Source organism: Pedobacter sp. CAN_A7 (assembly GCF_015752175.1).
In the GTDB taxonomy this organism is placed as follows: Bacteria; Bacteroidota; Bacteroidia; order Sphingobacteriales; family Sphingobacteriaceae; genus Pedobacter.
Window position 1 is genome coordinate 430,753 of record NZ_JADOUW010000002.1, and the last position, 18,186, is coordinate 448,938.

Genomic DNA, 18,186 nt, shown 5'->3' on the forward strand with positions numbered 1-18,186 from the left:
CAGTTTAGTTAAACTCCATAACTCCAATCCCTCCGCCGGCATTATCCGGATCAGGTGCATACATCCAAACCTATATGTTGTTTGATGTAATGGGTATGTTCTCAGCCTGTTTTTGTGTTTTTTACAAAACAAGGCACCCCTTTTTGATGGTACAAATGTATAAAAATTATTTACATCTGCAGAAAATGATCAACTGCAGCTACGGCATGGGCAAAACGGTCGTTAGTGCCGCTCACCACCACATAATTAGCCTGCAGATTTTGCAGTTCTCGGTGCCATACCTGCATAAAGTGCTCCCTGAGGTCTGGGAAATCCCGCAAGGGGTCTTCTTCCCAGGGCAGGTCGATATCCATGAGCAGGTATAGGTCATAAGGGCGGGCATGTAAAGCATCGAGTACCAGTTGTGGCGTTTCTCCAAATAGGTGATCGGTCCATATTTTAACCGTGAGGAAGGTCGTATCGCAAAAAACAAGGTCTTTTTCTGTGGATGCCAGCACAGAATCTTCTAGGGCCACTTGCCCGTGAAACATGTTCATTTCATCCTGCAGCGTGCAGGGGCCGTTTAAGGCCGCACAATAATAGCGAGCGTATTCTGCTACCCAGGGGCTATGATATTGCCTGGCCAGCTGTTGGGTTAGGGTTGATTTGCCGGTACTTTCCGGACCAACGATGGCAATTTTCTTTACTGATTTATTCACGATATGTCTTTCTCCGATTTAATGGCCTGCAGTTGCGTTACAAGCCGTAGGTATTGGTGGCCTAACCAGCGGCAAATTAAGTGATACCGGCATGATAATGCAAAAAAAATCCGGCATAAGATAAACTTATACCGGATAATAAACCAAACAAACTATTTATGAAGAATATCCTTCCTAGGGAAGAATGCGTTTAATCTTAATTAACCGTGTTAGGCGAAGAGCTGAAACTTAATGCTGCTTTAACGCTTACATCGGTGGTTACACCACTTCTTAACACATATTCTGCTCTGATGCGCAGGCTGTTTCCTTTGATGTAATTATCTAAGAAACGTGAATTGTCGATGTCTAGTACAAGCGATGATCCGATATTTTCAGCAATATCATTTCGTGACGCTACCATGACTTCTCCACTATTTCCATTAGAAATAAAAACTTTTACCGATTTGAACATACCCATGCTCTGGGTGTTTGGATTTGAGGCATTAATCTTTGCCGAAGCAATTCTTACTTCTTTGATGTAGCTATTTCCACCCTGATTTCCGAAAATTTCATCAAAACTACTGGCTGCACTGGTAGCAGAAACGGTAGTATTGGCTTTTGTTGATGCTGGAATAATCAGTGTTGCCGTATAGGGAAAGCTGGATTTGATAATTGATTGTACAGTGGCACATCCGCTAATGCCTATAGAAACGGCCAAAAAGGCAATGATTAGTTTTTTCATGTTAAGGAAAGAACAAAATTTGTTCCAAAGGTGTTTTTTGTGCATCTTTAAGCTATAACGGCTAAATCATATTTCTATGAAAAATATCGCCTACGCCTCCATCATTGTTTTCTTTTGTGCCTCCTTTGCTTTTAAAGCAGCAAACAGTGGCGCCATACAAGGAAAAATCAGTCCGCCGGAAGGTATTGCGGAGATCCTGGTAATTGCCGGAACTGACACCTTAAAAGTGCCACATCAACAGGGTAACTTTGAAGTTAAAAGCCTCAAGGCGAATACCTATACGGTACATGTAAAGGCCATTGCGCCATATCAGGACTATATTTTAAATGATGTGGCTGTTATTGACAGTGCCACTACAACTATCGGGCAGATCAAACTGCTGCCTAAGTAATCCAAATTTTTTAAAAAACGTATCCAGTTTATGCGCTAAAAGCGTAACTTTGCACCCCGACAGAGTTGTCGGGATCTTTCTCTTCGTATTGAAAATCTCGCGAGCAAAACTTTAAAAAGCCATATGCCTAAAGACACTTCCATACGCTCCGTATTAATTATCGGATCCGGACCAATTATTATCGGTCAAGCCTGTGAATTCGATTATGCAGGATCTCAAGCAGCCTTATCTTTAAAAGAAGAAGGAATTGAAGTTTCCATCATAAACTCCAATCCTGCTACTATTATGACAGATAAGGTCATTGCTGACCATGTTTATCTTCGCCCTTTAACAGTCGACGCTATTGAAGAGATTTTAATCGAGCGGAAAATTGATGCTGTTTTACCTACTATGGGAGGCCAGACCGCTTTAAACCTTTGTAAAGAGGCAGAAGAACGCGGTGTTTGGGAAAAACATGGTGTTCGTGTAATCGGTGTTGATGTTGCTGCGATTGAAAAAACTGAAAACAGAGAAGCTTTCAAACAGCTGATGATCGATATCGGCGTGGGTGTTGCTACTTCCAGAATTGCCAATTCCTTTTTAGAAGGTAAAGAAGCAGCTCAGGAAATCGGCTATCCATTGGTTATCCGTCCATCGTACACCCTTGGTGGTTCAGGTGGTGGTTTTGTCCACAAAAAAGAAGAATTTGATTTAGCTTTAAAACGTGGTTTAGAGGCTTCTCCAACACACGAAGTGCTGGTAGAACAAGCGGTTTTAGGCTGGAAAGAATATGAGTTGGAATTGTTGAGAGACAGCGCTGATAACGTAATTATCATTTGCTCGATCGAAAACTTTGACCCAATGGGTATCCATACTGGAGATTCCATTACGGTTGCCCCGGCCATGACTTTGTCTGACCGTTGCTACCAGGACATGCGTAACCAGGCCATCAAAATGATGCGCGCAATCGGTAATTTTGCCGGTGGATGTAACGTACAGTTCTCGGTAAATCCAGCTAACGACGAAATTATTGCGATTGAGATCAATCCAAGAGTTTCCCGTTCTTCGGCTTTAGCCAGTAAAGCTACAGGTTATCCAATTGCCAAAATCGCTTCTAAATTAGCGATCGGCTATAACCTTGATGAAATAGAAAACCAGATTACTAAAACAACCTCTGCTTATTTTGAGCCAAGTTTGGATTATGTGATCGTAAAGATTCCTCGTTGGAATTTTGATAAATTTAAAGGTGCCAACATGGAACTAGGCCTGCAGATGAAATCTGTTGGTGAAGTGATGGCCATTGGACGTACATTTATTGAAGCCCTTCAAAAAGCTTGTCAGAGTTTAGAAATTGGCAGAGCCGGATTAGGTGCTGATGGTAAAAACGTTCGCAGTATTGACGAAATCATGTACGGTTTGGAGCACCCAAGCTGGAACAGGTTGTTCCTGATTAAAGATGCCATGGCTATGGGTGTACCTTTGGAGTCGATCCGTAAAGTTACCCGTATTGATAAATGGTTCTTATCACAAATTCAGGAGCTTGTACAACTGGAAACAGAATTAAAAAGATACACCCTAAATAACGTACCTAAAGACTTCCTGTTTACCTTGAAACAAAAAGGTTATTCTGATATTCAGATTGCTCATTTGTTAGGTAATGTAACGGAAGATGAGGTCTATGACCGCAGAAGATCTTTAGGAATCAAACGTGTTTATAAAATGGTTGATACTTGTGCTGCGGAGTTTGCTGCACAAACACCATACTACTATTCTACTTTCGAAGAGGAAAACGAATCTATTGCTTCCGACAAAAAGAAAGTCATTGTTTTAGGTTCGGGACCTAACCGTATTGGTCAGGGTATAGAGTTTGACTATTCTTGTGTACACGGGTTATTAGCCGCTAAGGAATCTGGCTTCGAAGCCATCATGATCAACTGTAATCCTGAAACGGTCTCTACCGATTTCAATATGGCTGATAAGCTTTATTTTGAGCCGGTATTCTGGGAACATGTTCGTGAGATCATTGACCTTGAAAAACCTGAAGGGGTAATTGTACAGCTTGGTGGTCAGACAGCCTTGAAAATGGCTGAAAAACTACATGAGAACGGCATCAAAATCATTGGTACGTCATTCAACGATATGGATGTTGCGGAAGACCGTGGCCGTTTCTCTGACTTGTTAAAAGAATTGGATATTCCTTATCCAAGATATGGCGTTGCCGAAAATGCTGAAGAAGCGATTGTGGTAGCTAATCAAGTAGGTTACCCGGTACTGGTTCGCCCAAGTTATGTGTTAGGCGGACAAGGCATGAGCATTGTCATTAATGACGAAGACCTGGAGAAAGCAGTAGTAAAGCTTTTAGGTGATCTACCTGGAAACCGCGTGCTGATTGACCATTTCCTTGACCGTGCTGAAGAAACTGAATCAGATTCAATCTGTGATGGCGAAGATGTACATATCATTGGTTTAATGGAGCATATTGAGCCAGCCGGTATCCACTCGGGAGATTCATTCGCCGTATTGCCTCCATTCAGTCTTTCTGAAAAGGTAATGAACGATATGGAAACTTATTCTAAGAAAATTGCCAGGGCTTTAAATGTAAGGGGATTATTAAACATTCAGTTTGCCGTTAAAGATGGTAAGGTTTATGTTATTGAGGCTAACCCAAGGGCGTCTCGTACGGTGCCTTTCATCGCTAAAGCTTACGATGTTCCTTACATCAATATTGCAGCGAAAGTGATGTTAGGCGTTAATAAGTTGAAAGACTTTACCATAGAGCGTAAGCTGGTTGGTTATGCCATTAAAGAGCCTGTATTCTCTTATGAGAAATTCCCTGAGGTAACAAAGGAATTAGGTCCTGAAATGAAATCAACGGGAGAATCAATCCGTTTCATTAAAGATTTGGAAGATCCTTATTTCAGAAAGTTGTACAAAGATAAATCAATGTACTTATCTAAATAAGTAGATAAAAATACGATACGAAGCGGGTGGTCATTAAAAGATCACCCGCTTTTTTTATAGAGTTTTTTGGAGATCAGAAAATTTGTAAAGGAGGACCCAAAGAATATTAACTTGCAGCATGACTAAGATAATGCCGTTTACTTGTCCATCCAGGATGGGCAAAGTCTTCATCGTCCTTGGAAATCTTTCAAAAATCTGGAACAGCTAAAACTGCGTGCCGGTGATCAATTGTTGTTAAAGAGGGGAAGCCGTTTCCTTGAAGTGTTGAGAATTTCTGGCCAGGGTGAAAAGGGCAATATCATTCGGGTTGATGCCTATGGCGAAGGTAATAAACCCCAGGTTCTTGCCCCTGATGCATCATTATATGCGGTATTATTGAGTAACTCGAGCTACCAGAGCATGCAAAACCTTGAAATAGTGAATACCGGGACACAGCCAATGGCCGGTACGGGGAACATTGACGCCAGGTTTTTAGCTATACTTATCCTGGACATTAAGGCGCTGTCAGCGGACGACATTGATGCCATGATACGTTCTGTTAACTTTATTTATGTTGCAGATTGGTTAAGTGCCTATGTGATAAAGCAGCATCCTAATCATGAAGTTCTCCGAGAGAGATGGATGTCTACTGATCACCTGATGGCTGCCCGCGCAGGCTGGAGCCTTACCAGCGGTAGGGTGGCAAGAAATCCGGATGGACTCGATATTCAGGCACTTCTTAATCTCATTGAGGCTGAGATGCCAAATGCAACGCTGGAAGTGCAATGGACAATGAACACTACGTTAGCCCAAATTGGAATACACCATCCTGAGTACCGGGACCGTGCTCTTGCTATGGGCGAGAAAATGGGCATATATCGAGATTATCCAGTTTCTAAGGGTTGCACTTCACCATTTGCTCCCATTTGGATCAACGAAATTGTTAGCCGGCAAGGTAACGTTGTTGCAATTATTATTTAACAGCTAAAAGTCTGTTTAAACTTCGCAAGGTAACTCCCAGGTAGGCGGCCATATCTTCCTTTGATATGGAAAGCTGGTGTTCAGACTGCAGCATCAATAACTTTTTCAACGCATGCTCCACACTATATAATTGCTGGAAGGAAGAGCGGCTACTGGTGTTAATGATGCGCTCTGCAAGTTCGGTCAACAACATGTGATTAAATAAGGGGTTATTTGCTAACAACGACTTCACTATGGGAACAGTTAACACATAGGCCTGCACTTCTGTTACGGCTTCTATATTACACAGGCAATTAATATTTTTAATCACCTCCAATTCTCCTGCTATTTCTCCGGCACCCAAAAATTCCAGGATATAATTTTTCCCATTCTCCTCACTGAAATAACATTTAGTGATCCCTTCGGCTACAATGAATATTTTACTGGCCTTTTCCCCCTGTTGTAACAACCTGCTTCCTTTTGGGAATCGTTTTAAATGAATTTCCTTATGATGCTTTTTAGTTTCATAAAGCTGTTGTATAAAGGAAAGAAATGAATTGTTGGTGCGTAACATAGTTGCGTTGGGACAAATGTCCTTTTAGTTAAGGGGGTGTCGCTTTATTTTTGTCTCGATGTCAAATATAGTAAATGAACCAAAACATAAATTTTCAATGATGAAAAAAGAAATTGATCTGATTAACTGGCCACGTAAGGACCATTATGAGTTCTTCTGTCAATTTGAAGAGCCATTTTTTGGCGTAACGGTAAATATTGATTGTACATTAGCCTACAAACAGGCTAAAGAAAAAGGCGCAAGTTTCTTTTTATGGTATTTGTACCGCGCCTTAAAAGCTGCTAACGTTGTAGAGGCCTTCAGGTATCGTATTGTGGATAAAAAGGTGTTTATTTTCGAAGAGGTCCATGCTTCTTCGACGGTTAATCGTCTCGATGAAACCTTTGGGTTTTCTTATATGAACTATCATGAGGACGAAGAACTGTTCTGTCAAAATGCCCAACAAGTGATGACGGAAGTTAGGCAAAGCAAAGGGTTACATCCTTCAGTTTCAGGTGAGAATGTAATACACTTTTCGGCTGTTCCCTGGCTTAACTTTACCTCTTTGTCTCATGCAAGAAGTTACAGCTTTCCTGATAGCATTCCGAAAATATCTTTTGGACAAATGACAATACTCAATTGTGTTCATACTATGCCAGTTTCCATTCATGTGCATCATGGTTTAATGGATGGGTATCACGTAGGGCTATTTGTAGAAAAGTTTCAGCAATTCATGAATAGTTAATCATTCATATTTAAGGGAGTCTACTGGGTTTGCCCTGGCTGTCTTATACGCTTGTACACTCATTGTAAGGAGCGCTAGGAATAATGTGCCAAACGCTGCGGTTGCAATCATCCACCAGCTGATCTCCGTACGGAATTCAAATCCCTGGAGCCATTTATTCATCGCATAATAACTTATAGGTATAGCTAAGCCAATGGCAAGAACGATCAATTTTATAAAAGACATTGATAACAATTGCATTAAACTGCTCACCGAAGCGCCAAGCACTTTCCTCACGCCAAATTCTTTGGTGCGCTGTTCGGCACTGTAAGCAACGAGTCCAAACAGACCTATACAGGAAACAAAAATAGCCAGTCCGCCAAATAGATTGGATAAAATGCCTAGTATTTTTTCTTTTTGAAGTAGCTTATCGTATGACTCATTTACAAAACTGAGTTGTACTGGAAAGGCAGGGTTTAGGTTCTTCGTGGTTTTTTCTATAATCTCCATGGTCTCCTGCAGGTTTTTATCCGGATTTAACCGCATCGTAATGTTTCCCGCTTCTCTGCCAAGATAAACGATCATTGGGTTATTGGATTGGTAAGGCGAATCCCATGCGTAATCTTCAAAAACACCTATGATGTTGAAATTTTCACCCTGAAATTTTATCAATTTGCCGATCGGATCAGTAAGGTTCATGACTTTGACCGCCGAACGACTGACCAGCAGTGCAGCACTATCCGATGCATACTGCTTAGCGAAATCCCTGCCTGCTATTAGTTTTAACCCGGTGGTTTCAATAAAATTGTAGGATGTTCCCATCTGCGTAAACATCATGCTGCTTTCAGCAGGTGTCATTCCTGGCCATACCAAATTATTAAAGTTCTGGCCATGGTGTAATAAACTTATACTTGTTTCTGTTGCTGATACAATGGCGCCTGCATTAATCAACTGTGATTTTAATAATTCAAACCTGCCTTTCAAGGCGCCTTCACTGGGCATCTCCACTAATGCATTCATATCTATTCCAACGGGTCTGTTCTTGATATATTGAATCTGCTTATAAATTACCAGGGTTGAAATCATTAGCATTACGGCAAAACAAAATTGCCCAACGATCAGCAACTGCCTTAAGCTGAAGGAGAAAAATTGCCGCCCTTTTACTTTTCTCTTTAATGCCTGAATTGGGTGGAAAGAGGAGAGGTAAAAAGCAGGATAACTTCCGGCGATAACGCCCGTGAGGAGTACTGTGGCTAGGATAACCAGCCAGGTTTGAAAGCTGAATAAGGAAACTTCGAATTTTATCTGGAGCAGATTGCCAAAAGCAGGGAGCAATGCTTCTACAGCGGCAATGGCAATAAATACACTGATGAGGGTGAGCACCATGGACTCTGTAAGAAACTGGAGGACTAATGAACCACGGGTAGCGCCTATCGTTTTTTTGATACCTACTTCTTTGGCTCGTTTCTCAGATTTCGCCGTAGCCATATTCATAAAATTTATGCAGGCAATGAGCAAGATACCAATGGCTAAACCCGTAAAGAGCCATATTTGATCAATAGCGCCGCCTACACTTTTTCCATTCTCGAATTTGCCATATAAGTGGAGTTTGTGCAGTGGGAATAAAAAAAAGGGAGAACTTTTCCAGCCTGTTTGTTTTTTAACAAGGGGATTTATCTTGTGATTGACGTTAAGCAAGTCGGCCGTTGGATTAAGCCTCACCAGCGTCACAAAACTATAGTTGTCCCAATTCAATGCTTTGGAAGAATGGTCTACCAAATCGTAAGATGACCAGGGCATCAAATAATCAAAGCGGTTAGAACTGTTGCTGGGTAGATCTTTAATTATACCAGTAATCGTTAAGGTGGTTTTATCTTCAAAACGCAGGGTTCTGTTTAACACATCAGTTTTACCAAATAGCTTTTTTGCCATGCTTTCCGTAAGGATTACTGAAGCAGGTTTTGTCAAAGCGGTCTTCTTATCCCCTGCGATAAAGTGGTATTCATAAATGTTTACAATATCAGCGTCAGCAAATTTAGCCGTCTTTTTAAAGCTGTTTTCACCGTTGGCGATTAAATGTACGCGGTCATAGCTAATCCGGGCGATATGTTTGATTTCTGGAAGGCCGGCTGCTAGTGTAGTGGCTAAAGAGGTTGGCGTGCCATCAAAAGTCATAATGTCTTTGCCAAAGTCATCGGTAACATGTGACATGGCTATGTATACCTGTTCTGCGTGTTTTGCTTGTTTGTCAAAAGTCCACTCATAAGAAACATAAACTAATAACATCAAACAAGCGGCTAAACCAATGGCCAGGCCGATGATGTTGATAAACGATGTCACTTTGCTTTTCCAAATGTTGCGTAGCGCAATTTTGAGATTTAAGAATAACATAAATATTAGTTTTAGTTAATCAGATGTTTCCTATTGTTGTCTTGCTGGAGACTAAGTTTGTGCCAGAATAGCGTTAGCTATTAATGTGTTGTTATACAAGGTAATATCGTGCTATTTTAAATGTCATTGTTCATTATTGAACAGGAGTTGTCCGCCAGCGAACAGCAGCCTCCGCTAAATGATGTGGGTTGTTTCTGTAAATCGTTAGGCACCCTAACCGTTCAGTTTAGAAATACTGATGTTTCGTAATTGGCTAGATTTGACCGTTTGGTGGGCAATGGATACCAAGATATCTGCTAAAGCATACGGTCAAGAATCTTAATCGGCTTTTCAATAAGCACGGTGTCAAAGTCTTCGCCTTCAACAGTAATTTTCTTTTGCGTTCCACTCACTTTCCAATTATTTTGGACTTTACAGATACCTATAGGGTAGATATCGATTCCTTTGTCATGAATTTTCATTCGCGTAAAGTTCTTAAAATTCGGCTCTGCCAAGGCGGACGATGATTCGTCATCATGCATGCCCAGCAAAAGGTTGGAGAGGTATAAATACACCCCCATGGTGAAAGCCGATACAGTGCCTCCACTAAGGCTAAAAATCACAATGATGATTGCATTGCCCCACCAGTGCCCCCAATAATCCATTAAATTGGTTTGTGCAAACCAATACATGGTTCCAAATAACATCATCGTCTGACCCACCGCATGAACAAGTCCTACCCAATAACTTCCACGTTTTTTTGAAACCCTGTCTACAAACAGCCAAAATCCCGCAAATAGGGCCCCAATGCTGATTGCTAATGATGGGCCGCCGACGAAATAGTCAAACATCGTTTCGAAAAACCGGTCAGTTGATATCCCGGTGAATCCACTGAGAAAAAAGCCGCCTTCTAAGGAGGCATGGTGACTTTGAAACAGCCAAAAAATGTAAAAATAAACCAGCCAGGCCAGGGAAGTAAAAGCAGGGTTTTTAAATGGGAAAAGAAAATTGCCTAAAAGCAGCCGCCTGGATGTCGATACATCCGGGAAAACTTTTTTCTGCGTAATAATATCCTCAGGTTTATTGCCCTTTATGGCGTCCAGCGTAGAAGGCAAATTGTGCGTAAGGTGCAGAAATGCACCTCCGCCTCCGGAAGTGATGTATTGATGGCCATTTTCTGTAAGGCAATACCGTGAATAATGGTGTAGGTCTCCGGTAATATTCACTGCAAGTTTGAATTTCTTCCCAATGATATGTTGTTCATCAAGAATATTTCTGGAAATAAAATATTTCAGCCTTTCAAAACTCTGGTCATTTCGTCTGATTTCATGATATACCCAGGCAGGTTCGGCCGTAACCAGGATAATCTTATCACCTTCCTGCATTTCTGCTTTGGCAATGCGGCTGAAATAATCAAGCTGAGGCTGGTCGATATTTGAATTTAGCTGGATATCTGTAGCCCAGATCCAGTAATTATGGGGAAGTGGAATTGCAAAGTAACTCCTTTTTTGAGCGGTCTGCCAGATCCCAATACGGCGTTGCTGGCAAAATAGTTTCATGAAATTACCAAGGCCATCATACCAGTCGTGATTGCCGGGGATGGCGAATAAAAGTGGCCTGCTCTCGTCAGTTAGTGGTTCTGTTCTATCGCCAGCGGCATCAAAAGGAATGCGGAATTTTGTATTATAAGTATCAAGGGTAGGAAAGGGATATACTTCATCGCCACCTAAAACCAACACATCGCCACGGTTAGTGGTATAGGAGGGGCTGTTGGGGTCATCTGTTTGCAAGACCAGGTTCTTTTGTGCCGCTTTTCTAGCTACCGAAAACGTGGAATCAAAACCGTCACCGGTGTCACAAATAATGTCAACCCAGATCTCTTTTTTCCCAGTCACCAACCGTTGCCGCAACCGCTCTGGTTCGGCATCTTCATCGCTGTTACTTAATGCCGCCTGAAGCTCCCTGCGATCGGCGTAATTACCGAAAGTGCCTGAAATAACCGATTTTAAAGCAACGTTGAGTAACATTGATGGCTGGAACCAGTTTGTCATCCGTGCTTTTTTATAGGGCTTTTCTTCCATGAGGTTAAGTTAGCAAAAACTTACTTGCAGAGGGTAACGAAAAACAGAAACGACTACCTTCTCCAATGGCAGATTCTACCCAAATGTTACCGCCCTGCGCTTCAATGAAATCTTTTGAAATGGCTAAACCTAAACCTGAACCCGATTTGTTATTCCCATCCGTAGGGACCTGAAAGTACCGCTCAAACAATCGCTTTTGATACTGTTCATCGATTCCTTTTCCAAAATCCCGAACCGAAAACTCTATTTGATGGCCATTTTCAATAACCTGAACCACAATTCTTGATTTTTCTACACTATAACGGAGTGCATTTGACAAGAAGTTCACCAATACCCATGCCGTCTTTTCCGTGTCTACATTCACTTGTGGCAAGTTATTCCGGCTTATCAATTCCAGTTCAATAATTCGCTGCTCCGCCTGAAAGCGCACGGCGTCCATGGCGTATATCGCAATTTTACGGGGATCTGTTTTTACAAAATTCAGCTGCAGGTTCCCAGTTTCCACCTGCGCCAGATCTAACAACTCACTGGTAATCTTTAATAACCGGCCGCAATCTTCTTTAATATGCTGTGTTAATTCCTTTTGTTCCGAATTCATCACACCAACCCGCTCATCTTCCATCAGCTTTAAGCTCATTTTTATCGAAGAAATGGGTGTCTTGAGTTCATGGGAAACCGTTGCAATAAAATTAGTCTTCGCTTCATCCAATTCTTTGTACCGGGTAATGTTTTTTAATATGTAAACTTCACCTGCCGCTTGGCCAACAGAACTTGCTTCTTGTACGGAAACACCAGCGGGCACTAATATCTGTCGGCGTTCAAGCTGAAAATACGATTCTTTATTATCGGCATATATTTTTAAAGGTTTCTCCAGGCTCTCCATTTGCAGAATCTTTTTTAGCAGGTCATTTTTATTCATGACATCGCTGGCATTTAAACCAATCGTTTCTTTCACATTCAGGTTCAGCAACTGCCCTGCAATTTTATTTAAAAATAAAAACTCATTTCGCTCATTCACGCCAATAATGGCGTCCTGCATGTGTTCAATGATGGCCTCAATCCGCAACTTTTCAGAGCTGATTTCAGATAGGCTACTGTTCTCCCAATGGTTAAGCTTTGCCGCCATCACATTAAATTCAGTAGCTAATTCTGAAAATTCATCATGTCCCTTAAACTGCAACCGTTGTTTGTAATTCTTCTTACTTATTTCCTTCAGGGCTTCAGAAAATTCCTTCAATGGGTTTGCTACAAAGCCTGGAAAATTAACACTAAATGATAACAAGATTAAAAAACAGGCAGAGGCAGAGAAGATGATATACAGGGTTGCTTTGTCTACCGCAGCTTGGGTAGCCCCGTTTTTCCTGACAATTGCATTCATATTGAGCTCGTCGATAAGCTTAATTTGCCTTCTGGCTTCTCTTAAAGCGGATTGCTTAAGAGGCACGGCTAAAGCTGGATCAACAATTTGTTTAAAGGCTGCCTCCAGTTTATGAACAGCTTCAGCCTCTCCTTGCTCCGTCAAGTTTTTTTGCTCTCCAGCAAGCTGTTTGGTAAACAAAACTTCTGCTTTTTCAGAAAGTGGTAAACTGTTTTCATCAAGTATAGCACGCATGTTGCGGGTATACTGTAATGTTTTGTAGTTGTCCTTTAATACAACCTTGGCGCTGGTGGAAATCTTGTTTACAAAAATAAGTGAAAATGCGCCAAACAGCATCACCATCACAAATAAGAACCCGAAACCCAGGTATAGTTTGGTTTTAATTTTCATTATGATACAATGACAAGGTCAGTTTCAGTTTCAGAAATCGTCTTCAATAACTGGTTAAAAATAGCTGTTCGCATCAGTATTTGAAGAAGATTCAAATGAGGTTTTCCAATGCAAATGGTGGTTACTTCTTTTTCTTTGGCTATTCTGCTTATGGTTTCAGTTACCTCATCACTTTTAACTTTTATCACTTCGGCGCCCAGCTCTGTGGCTAACTTAAAACTATTAATGAGGTGCCTTTGCAAATCAAGCTTAATCCTGTCGCCACCTTCCGTCGTTCTTTGCACATAGAGTACAATCCAGGGCGACCCATAATAGGATGCCAGCCTTGCTGTTTTGCGAATAATAACTTTCGCGGTCTGGTGATTAGTAGATATACAGGCCATAAACTTTTCCGGGCGAAGTTTAACCTGACTGGGAACTTCTATATTAATTTTTCTTTCCAGGTGATGGGCTACTTCTTTTAAAGCCAGCTCGCGAAGTTGTAATATTTTTCCGGGTTGAAAGAAATTATTCAATGCCCGTTCAATTTTACTTTGATCATAAATCTTCCCCGCTTTTAAACGTTCAATTAAATCATCAGCTGTTAAATCTATATTCACTACCTCATCAGCTGCTTCCAGAATCTTATCCGGGATGCGCTCCGTGACCCGAACACCGTTAATCACCTCAATCTCCTGGTTCATGCTTTCCAGGTGTTGAATATTCACCGCAGATATGACGTTAATTCCGGCATCAAGAATATCTAAAACATCCTGCCACCTTTTGGCATTTTTACTGCCTTCAATATTGCTATGTGCAAGTTCATCAACAATCACAACTTCCGGGTGAATGCTAATAATCGCATTCACGTCCATTTCTTCCAGTTGCTTGCCTTTATAATAGAGCTGTCGCCTGGCAATTACCGGAATGCCATGTAGTAACTCCTCCGTTTCTTTCCGTTTATGCGTTTCTATATAGCCAATCTGAATATTTATGCCATTTTTAAGTAAAGCATGGGCCTCCTGTAACATTCGGTAAGTTTTACCTACGCCCGCGCTCATTCCGATATAAACCTTAAACTTTCCTCGCCTTGATGTTTTAATCAAGTCGAGGAAGGTTTTTATAGAAGTTGAAGAATCTGCGTTCATCGTTTGTTTTTAAAAGGACACCGCAATACTAGCAGTAAGGGCAGTATTGCTGCGCGCTGCATCATATACTTTCCCTTCCAGCCTGATCACCGCATTCGTTACCGGAGCATAATCTACATTTAAAGAGTAACCAGTAGTTTTAAAACCTTCCGGGGAGTCTGTAGTAATAAAAATACCGTTTTTATCTTCATAATATTCTACCCTTCCGGCAATAGCCCATTGATCAGTCATCTTGTATTGGGCAATTGCTACAGTCGATATCACCTCATTTTTGTCGTCACTGCCTTTTGCTTTTTCCTGGGTACCATAATCCAGTCCAAGTGTCAGTCCGAATTGATCCGTTAGCTGAAATATTCCATAAACATTATGGTAAAAGCGTTTTACACGTACTGAATCTGCACCTTCTGTACCCAGGTAATTGCTGTAATTTAGCGTTACGCCTGTTGTCGGTTTCCAAGTAAGCTGTAATCCTCCCGCTGGCTGGCTGTTTCCATTTTGACGGTTCATTCTTTGCCATCCGTTAAGGTATAAGGCAGTAATCGTCATTTTTCCATCATCGGTACCGTAGGTAATTTTTGCCCCAGATTCATAATATGGCGTGTTTTCTGACGAGATATTGCGGGTAAGCACCCAGCAGTCTTTAGAAATTGCACTTTCAAATCCAATATGCGAGGAGAAAATACCAGCATCAAGCCATAAATTTGCAGTTTTAGATAGCTTTACCCCTGCATTAGCTTCGAAAATATTTTTTAGTACGCCTGGTTCAGCGGCCAGGTTAGCATTACTGTATGTTCCTGCCATTACCGCCAGGTTTGCCCTAAGGCTGCCATTGTCGTAACTTCCTTTGATGAACCCAATATTGAGGTTAACCTCATTGTGGCGGTTATGTGAGTATATAAAACCCGGCCTGTTATTGTCTGCTGGTCTGTTAAAATCATAGCCATAATAAGTTTCCAGGTAACCACTTACCTTAATCTTTGGCTCTTCCTGTGCATTGGCTAAAGTACCTATTGATAATGCTGCAGCTAATATTAAAAGTTTTTTCATGTTATTGTATTTATTGTTCTTGAATTTTCCAGTCCCGGCTGCCTGATCTTCTTGTTGGCAAACGCGTGATCAAGCAGCTAGGCGGAAAGGGATGTTGATATTATTTTAATTGATTTAGGGCCATATTTAATTGAAGTACATTAACCGTTGAAGGGCCAAATAAACCCATGAATGGACGGTTAGTGTGTTCAACAACCAGTTCTGCTACCTTCCGCTCGTTAATACCCCGATGTGCAGCGATCCTTTTGATCTGGATAATCGCACCTTGTTCTGAAATATTAGGGTCTAATCCGCTGCCAGATGCAGTAACCATATCTGCCGGGATGCTTTCTTTTTTCAAATAAGGGTGATACTTTAGCAAGGTGTCGATTCTGTTTTCCACTTCTTCCAGGTAGGCAGCATTGGATGGTCCTTTGTTACTACCGCCAGAACCTGCAGCATTATAGCCTGTGGCAGATGGCCTGCCCCAAAAGTATTCCGGTTGAGTAAATGATTGCCCCAGCAGTGCATAACCTTTAACTTTTCCGTTTACAGTCACCTTTTCTCCCCCGCCGTTACCTTTCGAAAATCCACCGGCAAAGGCTACCATTAAGGGGTACACTACGCATAGCAATACCATGAGCACAGCGGTAAGACGTATAGATTGTAATATGTATGTTTTCATCAGTTTATAATTTGTTTTTTATTTGTAATGAAGCTATCATAAGCTTATTTTTTGCTTTTTTGTAAGCTGTAAGCTTATGATGGTTTCATGTTTTTGAATGTTGTCTAAACGAATAGACCTACGACCATATCGATCAGCTTAATGCCGATGAATGGCGCAATTATACCTCCTAAACCATAGATGAAAAGGTTTCTGCGCAGTAGCGCACTAGCACCAATGGGTTTGTAATCCACACCTTTTAGCGCCAGCGGTATTAATATGGGAATGATGATCGCATTAAAGATGACTGCCGACATGATCGCGCTTTCAGGACTATGAAGGCCCATCACATTCAGACTTTGTAAGGCGGGTATAGCTGCGATAAACAAAGCTGGAACGATAGCGAAATATTTAGCCACGTCATTGGCAATGGAAAAGGTTGTCAGCGTTCCACGGGTAATTAACAACTGTTTGCCGATTTCAATAATCTCGATAAGTTTAGTTGGGTCATTATCCAGATCGACCATGTTTCCTGCTTCCTTAGCCGCCTGGGTGCCACTGTTCATCGCTACACCAACATCAGCCTGGGCAAGTGCCGGCGCGTCATTCGTTCCGTCGCCCATCATGGCAACAAGCTTGCCTTCAGCCTGCTCTTGTTTAATGTAGTTCATTTTATCCTCAGGCTTAGCCTCCGCTATAAAATCATCTACGCCTGCTTTATCAGCAATGAACTTTGCCGTCAAAGGGTTGTCGCCCGTCACCATCACTGTTTTTACACCCATTTTGCGCAAGCGCTCAAATCGCTCACTAATCCCGGTTTTAATAATGTCCTGAAGCTCAATAACCCCCATTGCCTTCTCATTCATAGACACCACTAACGGTGTTCCGCCATTTCCGGCAATTGTTTTTACAAAATCTTCCAGGTCTGAAGGGAAAGGATTTCCCGCCATTAAAACCAGGTTTCTGATGGAGTCAAATGCACCTTTCCGGATTCTGGTGCCATCGGGAGTATCTACGCCACTGGACCTGGTCTCAGCGGTAAATTTGATAAAAGTTGAACCTTCAGGTATTTCAGCGCTCCGGCGATTACCAGAATTTACTAGCTCAATAATTGATTTACCTTCCGGTGTTTCATCTGCAAAAGAGCTTAGCGTACAGGCAAGCATAAATTGCTCCTGGTCTACGCCTCTTGCAGGGTAAAAATGGGTGGCTTTACGGTTGCCGATCGTGATCGTTCCGGTTTTATCAAGCAACAGCACATCAATATCACCTGCAGTTTCTACTGCTTTCCCAGATTTGGTAATTACATTAGCACGTAGTGCACGGTCCATCCCGGCAATGCCGATGGCGGATAACAACCCCCCGATAGTGGTTGGAATCAAACATACAAAAAGTGATATTAATGCAGCCACCGTAATAGGTGTATTAGCAAAATCAGCGAATGGTTTCAAGGTTACACATACAATGATGAACACGAGCGTAAAGCTGGCCAGCAAAATGGTTAAGGCAATCTCATTCGGAGTTTTTTGGCGTGATGCACCTTCTACCAATGCAATCATTTTATCCAGGAAACTCTCTCCGGGCTGCGTATTTACCTGTACTTTTATCTGATCTGACAATACTTTTGTGCCGCCGGTAACTGATGACTTGTCGCCACCAGATTCACGGATAACCGGTGCAGATTCTCCGGTTATTGCAGATTCGTCGATGGTCGCAATGCCCTCGATAATCTCCCCATCCGTAGGGATGGTATCGCCGGTTTCACAAAGAAAGATATCTCCCTTTTTGAGGAAACTAGACGACTGGATGACTATGCTGCCGTCGCCTTGAATGATTTTAGCTGGTGTTTCTTCTCGTGTTTTTCTGAGCGAGTCGGCCTGGGCTTTCCCCCTGGCTTCTGCAATGGCTTCCGCAAAATTTGCAAAAAGCACCGTCAGGAACAGAATTAGAAAGATAAAGAAATTATATATGGGCGATCCCTGCCCGCTATGGCTCATCGAATAGAAGGTTACGTAAGCCATGATCACTGTACCTATGGCTACTGTAAACATCACCGGGTTCCTGATCATGGAACGTGGGTCTAGCTTAATAAAAGACTGTTTCCATGCGGTTTTTACTAATGCAGGTTCGAACAGTTTATTTGAAGATGGTTTCATCTGATTTTTATTATGTTGTTGATGAAAA

General features: G+C 41.8%; 14 protein-coding genes. 4 read left to right on the forward strand and 10 right to left on the reverse strand.

Annotation, left to right across the window (positions count from 1 at the left end; genetic code table 11):
- Positions 1-170: 170 nt before the first annotated feature.
- Both IWX76_RS07975 and IWX76_RS07980 read right to left on the reverse strand, forming a co-directional pair.
- On the reverse strand, positions 171-698 hold the full coding sequence (locus IWX76_RS07975) for an AAA family ATPase (protein WP_196859377.1): 528 nt from the start codon (positions 696-698) through the stop codon (positions 171-173).
- Between the two features lie 196 nt (positions 699-894).
- Positions 895-1,419: a hypothetical protein gene (locus tag IWX76_RS07980; protein ID WP_196859378.1), complete on the reverse strand. Its 525-nt coding sequence runs from the start codon at positions 1,417-1,419 to the stop codon at positions 895-897.
- Between the two features lie 76 nt (positions 1,420-1,495).
- Between IWX76_RS07980 and IWX76_RS07985 the strand changes: the two genes are divergently transcribed.
- The 3 genes from IWX76_RS07985 to IWX76_RS07995 all read left to right on the forward strand — a co-directional run bounded on the left by IWX76_RS07985 (position 1,496) and on the right by IWX76_RS07995 (position 5,710).
- Positions 1,496-1,810 (forward strand): carboxypeptidase regulatory-like domain-containing protein, encoded by a 315-nt coding sequence (locus IWX76_RS07985; protein ID WP_196859379.1) that lies wholly within the window; start codon positions 1,496-1,498, stop codon positions 1,808-1,810.
- Between the two features lie 123 nt (positions 1,811-1,933).
- Positions 1,934-4,750 carry a carbamoyl-phosphate synthase large subunit gene (gene carB / locus IWX76_RS07990; RefSeq protein WP_196859380.1) on the forward strand — a complete coding sequence of 939 codons (2,817 nt, stop codon included), beginning with the start codon at positions 1,934-1,936 and terminating at the stop codon, positions 4,748-4,750.
- Between the two features lie 141 nt (positions 4,751-4,891).
- Complete coding sequence (locus tag IWX76_RS07995) at positions 4,892-5,710, forward strand: DNA alkylation repair protein (protein WP_334641494.1); 819 nt, start codon at positions 4,892-4,894, stop codon at positions 5,708-5,710.
- Here the strand turns inward: IWX76_RS07995 and IWX76_RS08000 are convergent.
- Positions 5,703-6,263, reverse strand: coding sequence for a Crp/Fnr family transcriptional regulator (locus IWX76_RS08000; RefSeq protein ID WP_196859381.1), 561 nt, complete (start codon positions 6,261-6,263; stop codon positions 5,703-5,705). The two genes, IWX76_RS07995 and IWX76_RS08000, sit on opposite strands and share 8 nt — an antisense overlap.
- A 97-nt stretch (positions 6,264-6,360) precedes the next feature.
- Here IWX76_RS08000 and IWX76_RS08005 point away from each other — a divergent pair, with 97 nt between their 5' ends.
- Entirely contained in the window at positions 6,361-6,987 is a 627-nt protein-coding gene (locus tag IWX76_RS08005) for a chloramphenicol acetyltransferase (protein WP_334641495.1), read from the forward strand.
- Here IWX76_RS08005 and IWX76_RS08010 read toward each other — a convergent pair whose 3' ends face one another.
- The 7 genes from IWX76_RS08010 to kdpB form a co-directional block, all read right to left on the reverse strand.
- A complete protein-coding gene (locus IWX76_RS08010; RefSeq protein ID WP_196859382.1) occupies positions 6,988-9,357 on the reverse strand; it encodes an ABC transporter permease in 2,370 nt (789 codons plus the stop codon).
- Between the two features lie 296 nt (positions 9,358-9,653).
- Positions 9,654-11,417, reverse strand: a complete 1,764-nt coding sequence (locus IWX76_RS08015; protein ID WP_196859383.1) for a hypothetical protein — start codon at positions 11,415-11,417, stop codon at positions 9,654-9,656.
- A gap of 4 nt (positions 11,418-11,421) precedes the next feature.
- Positions 11,422-13,185 carry a HAMP domain-containing sensor histidine kinase gene (locus tag IWX76_RS08020; RefSeq protein WP_196859384.1) on the reverse strand — a complete coding sequence of 588 codons (1,764 nt, stop codon included), beginning with the start codon at positions 13,183-13,185 and terminating at the stop codon, positions 11,422-11,424.
- The gene (locus IWX76_RS08025) at positions 13,185-14,312 is read right to left on the reverse strand and encodes a sensor protein KdpD (RefSeq protein ID WP_196859385.1); all 1,128 of its coding nucleotides are present in this window, start codon (positions 14,310-14,312) and stop codon (positions 13,185-13,187) included. The genes IWX76_RS08020 and IWX76_RS08025 overlap by 1 nt, the downstream gene beginning before the upstream one ends.
- Before the next feature lie 9 nt (positions 14,313-14,321).
- Positions 14,322-15,359 carry a porin gene (locus tag IWX76_RS08030; protein WP_196859386.1) on the reverse strand — a complete coding sequence of 346 codons (1,038 nt, stop codon included), beginning with the start codon at positions 15,357-15,359 and terminating at the stop codon, positions 14,322-14,324.
- 100 nt (positions 15,360-15,459) lie between these two features.
- A complete protein-coding gene (locus IWX76_RS08035; RefSeq protein ID WP_196859387.1) occupies positions 15,460-16,023 on the reverse strand; it encodes a K(+)-transporting ATPase subunit C in 564 nt (187 codons plus the stop codon).
- Positions 16,024-16,127: 104 nt separating this feature from the next.
- Entirely contained in the window at positions 16,128-18,158 is a 2,031-nt protein-coding gene (gene kdpB, locus IWX76_RS08040) for a potassium-transporting ATPase subunit KdpB (RefSeq protein ID WP_196859388.1), read from the reverse strand.
- Positions 18,159-18,186 lie beyond the last annotated feature (28 nt).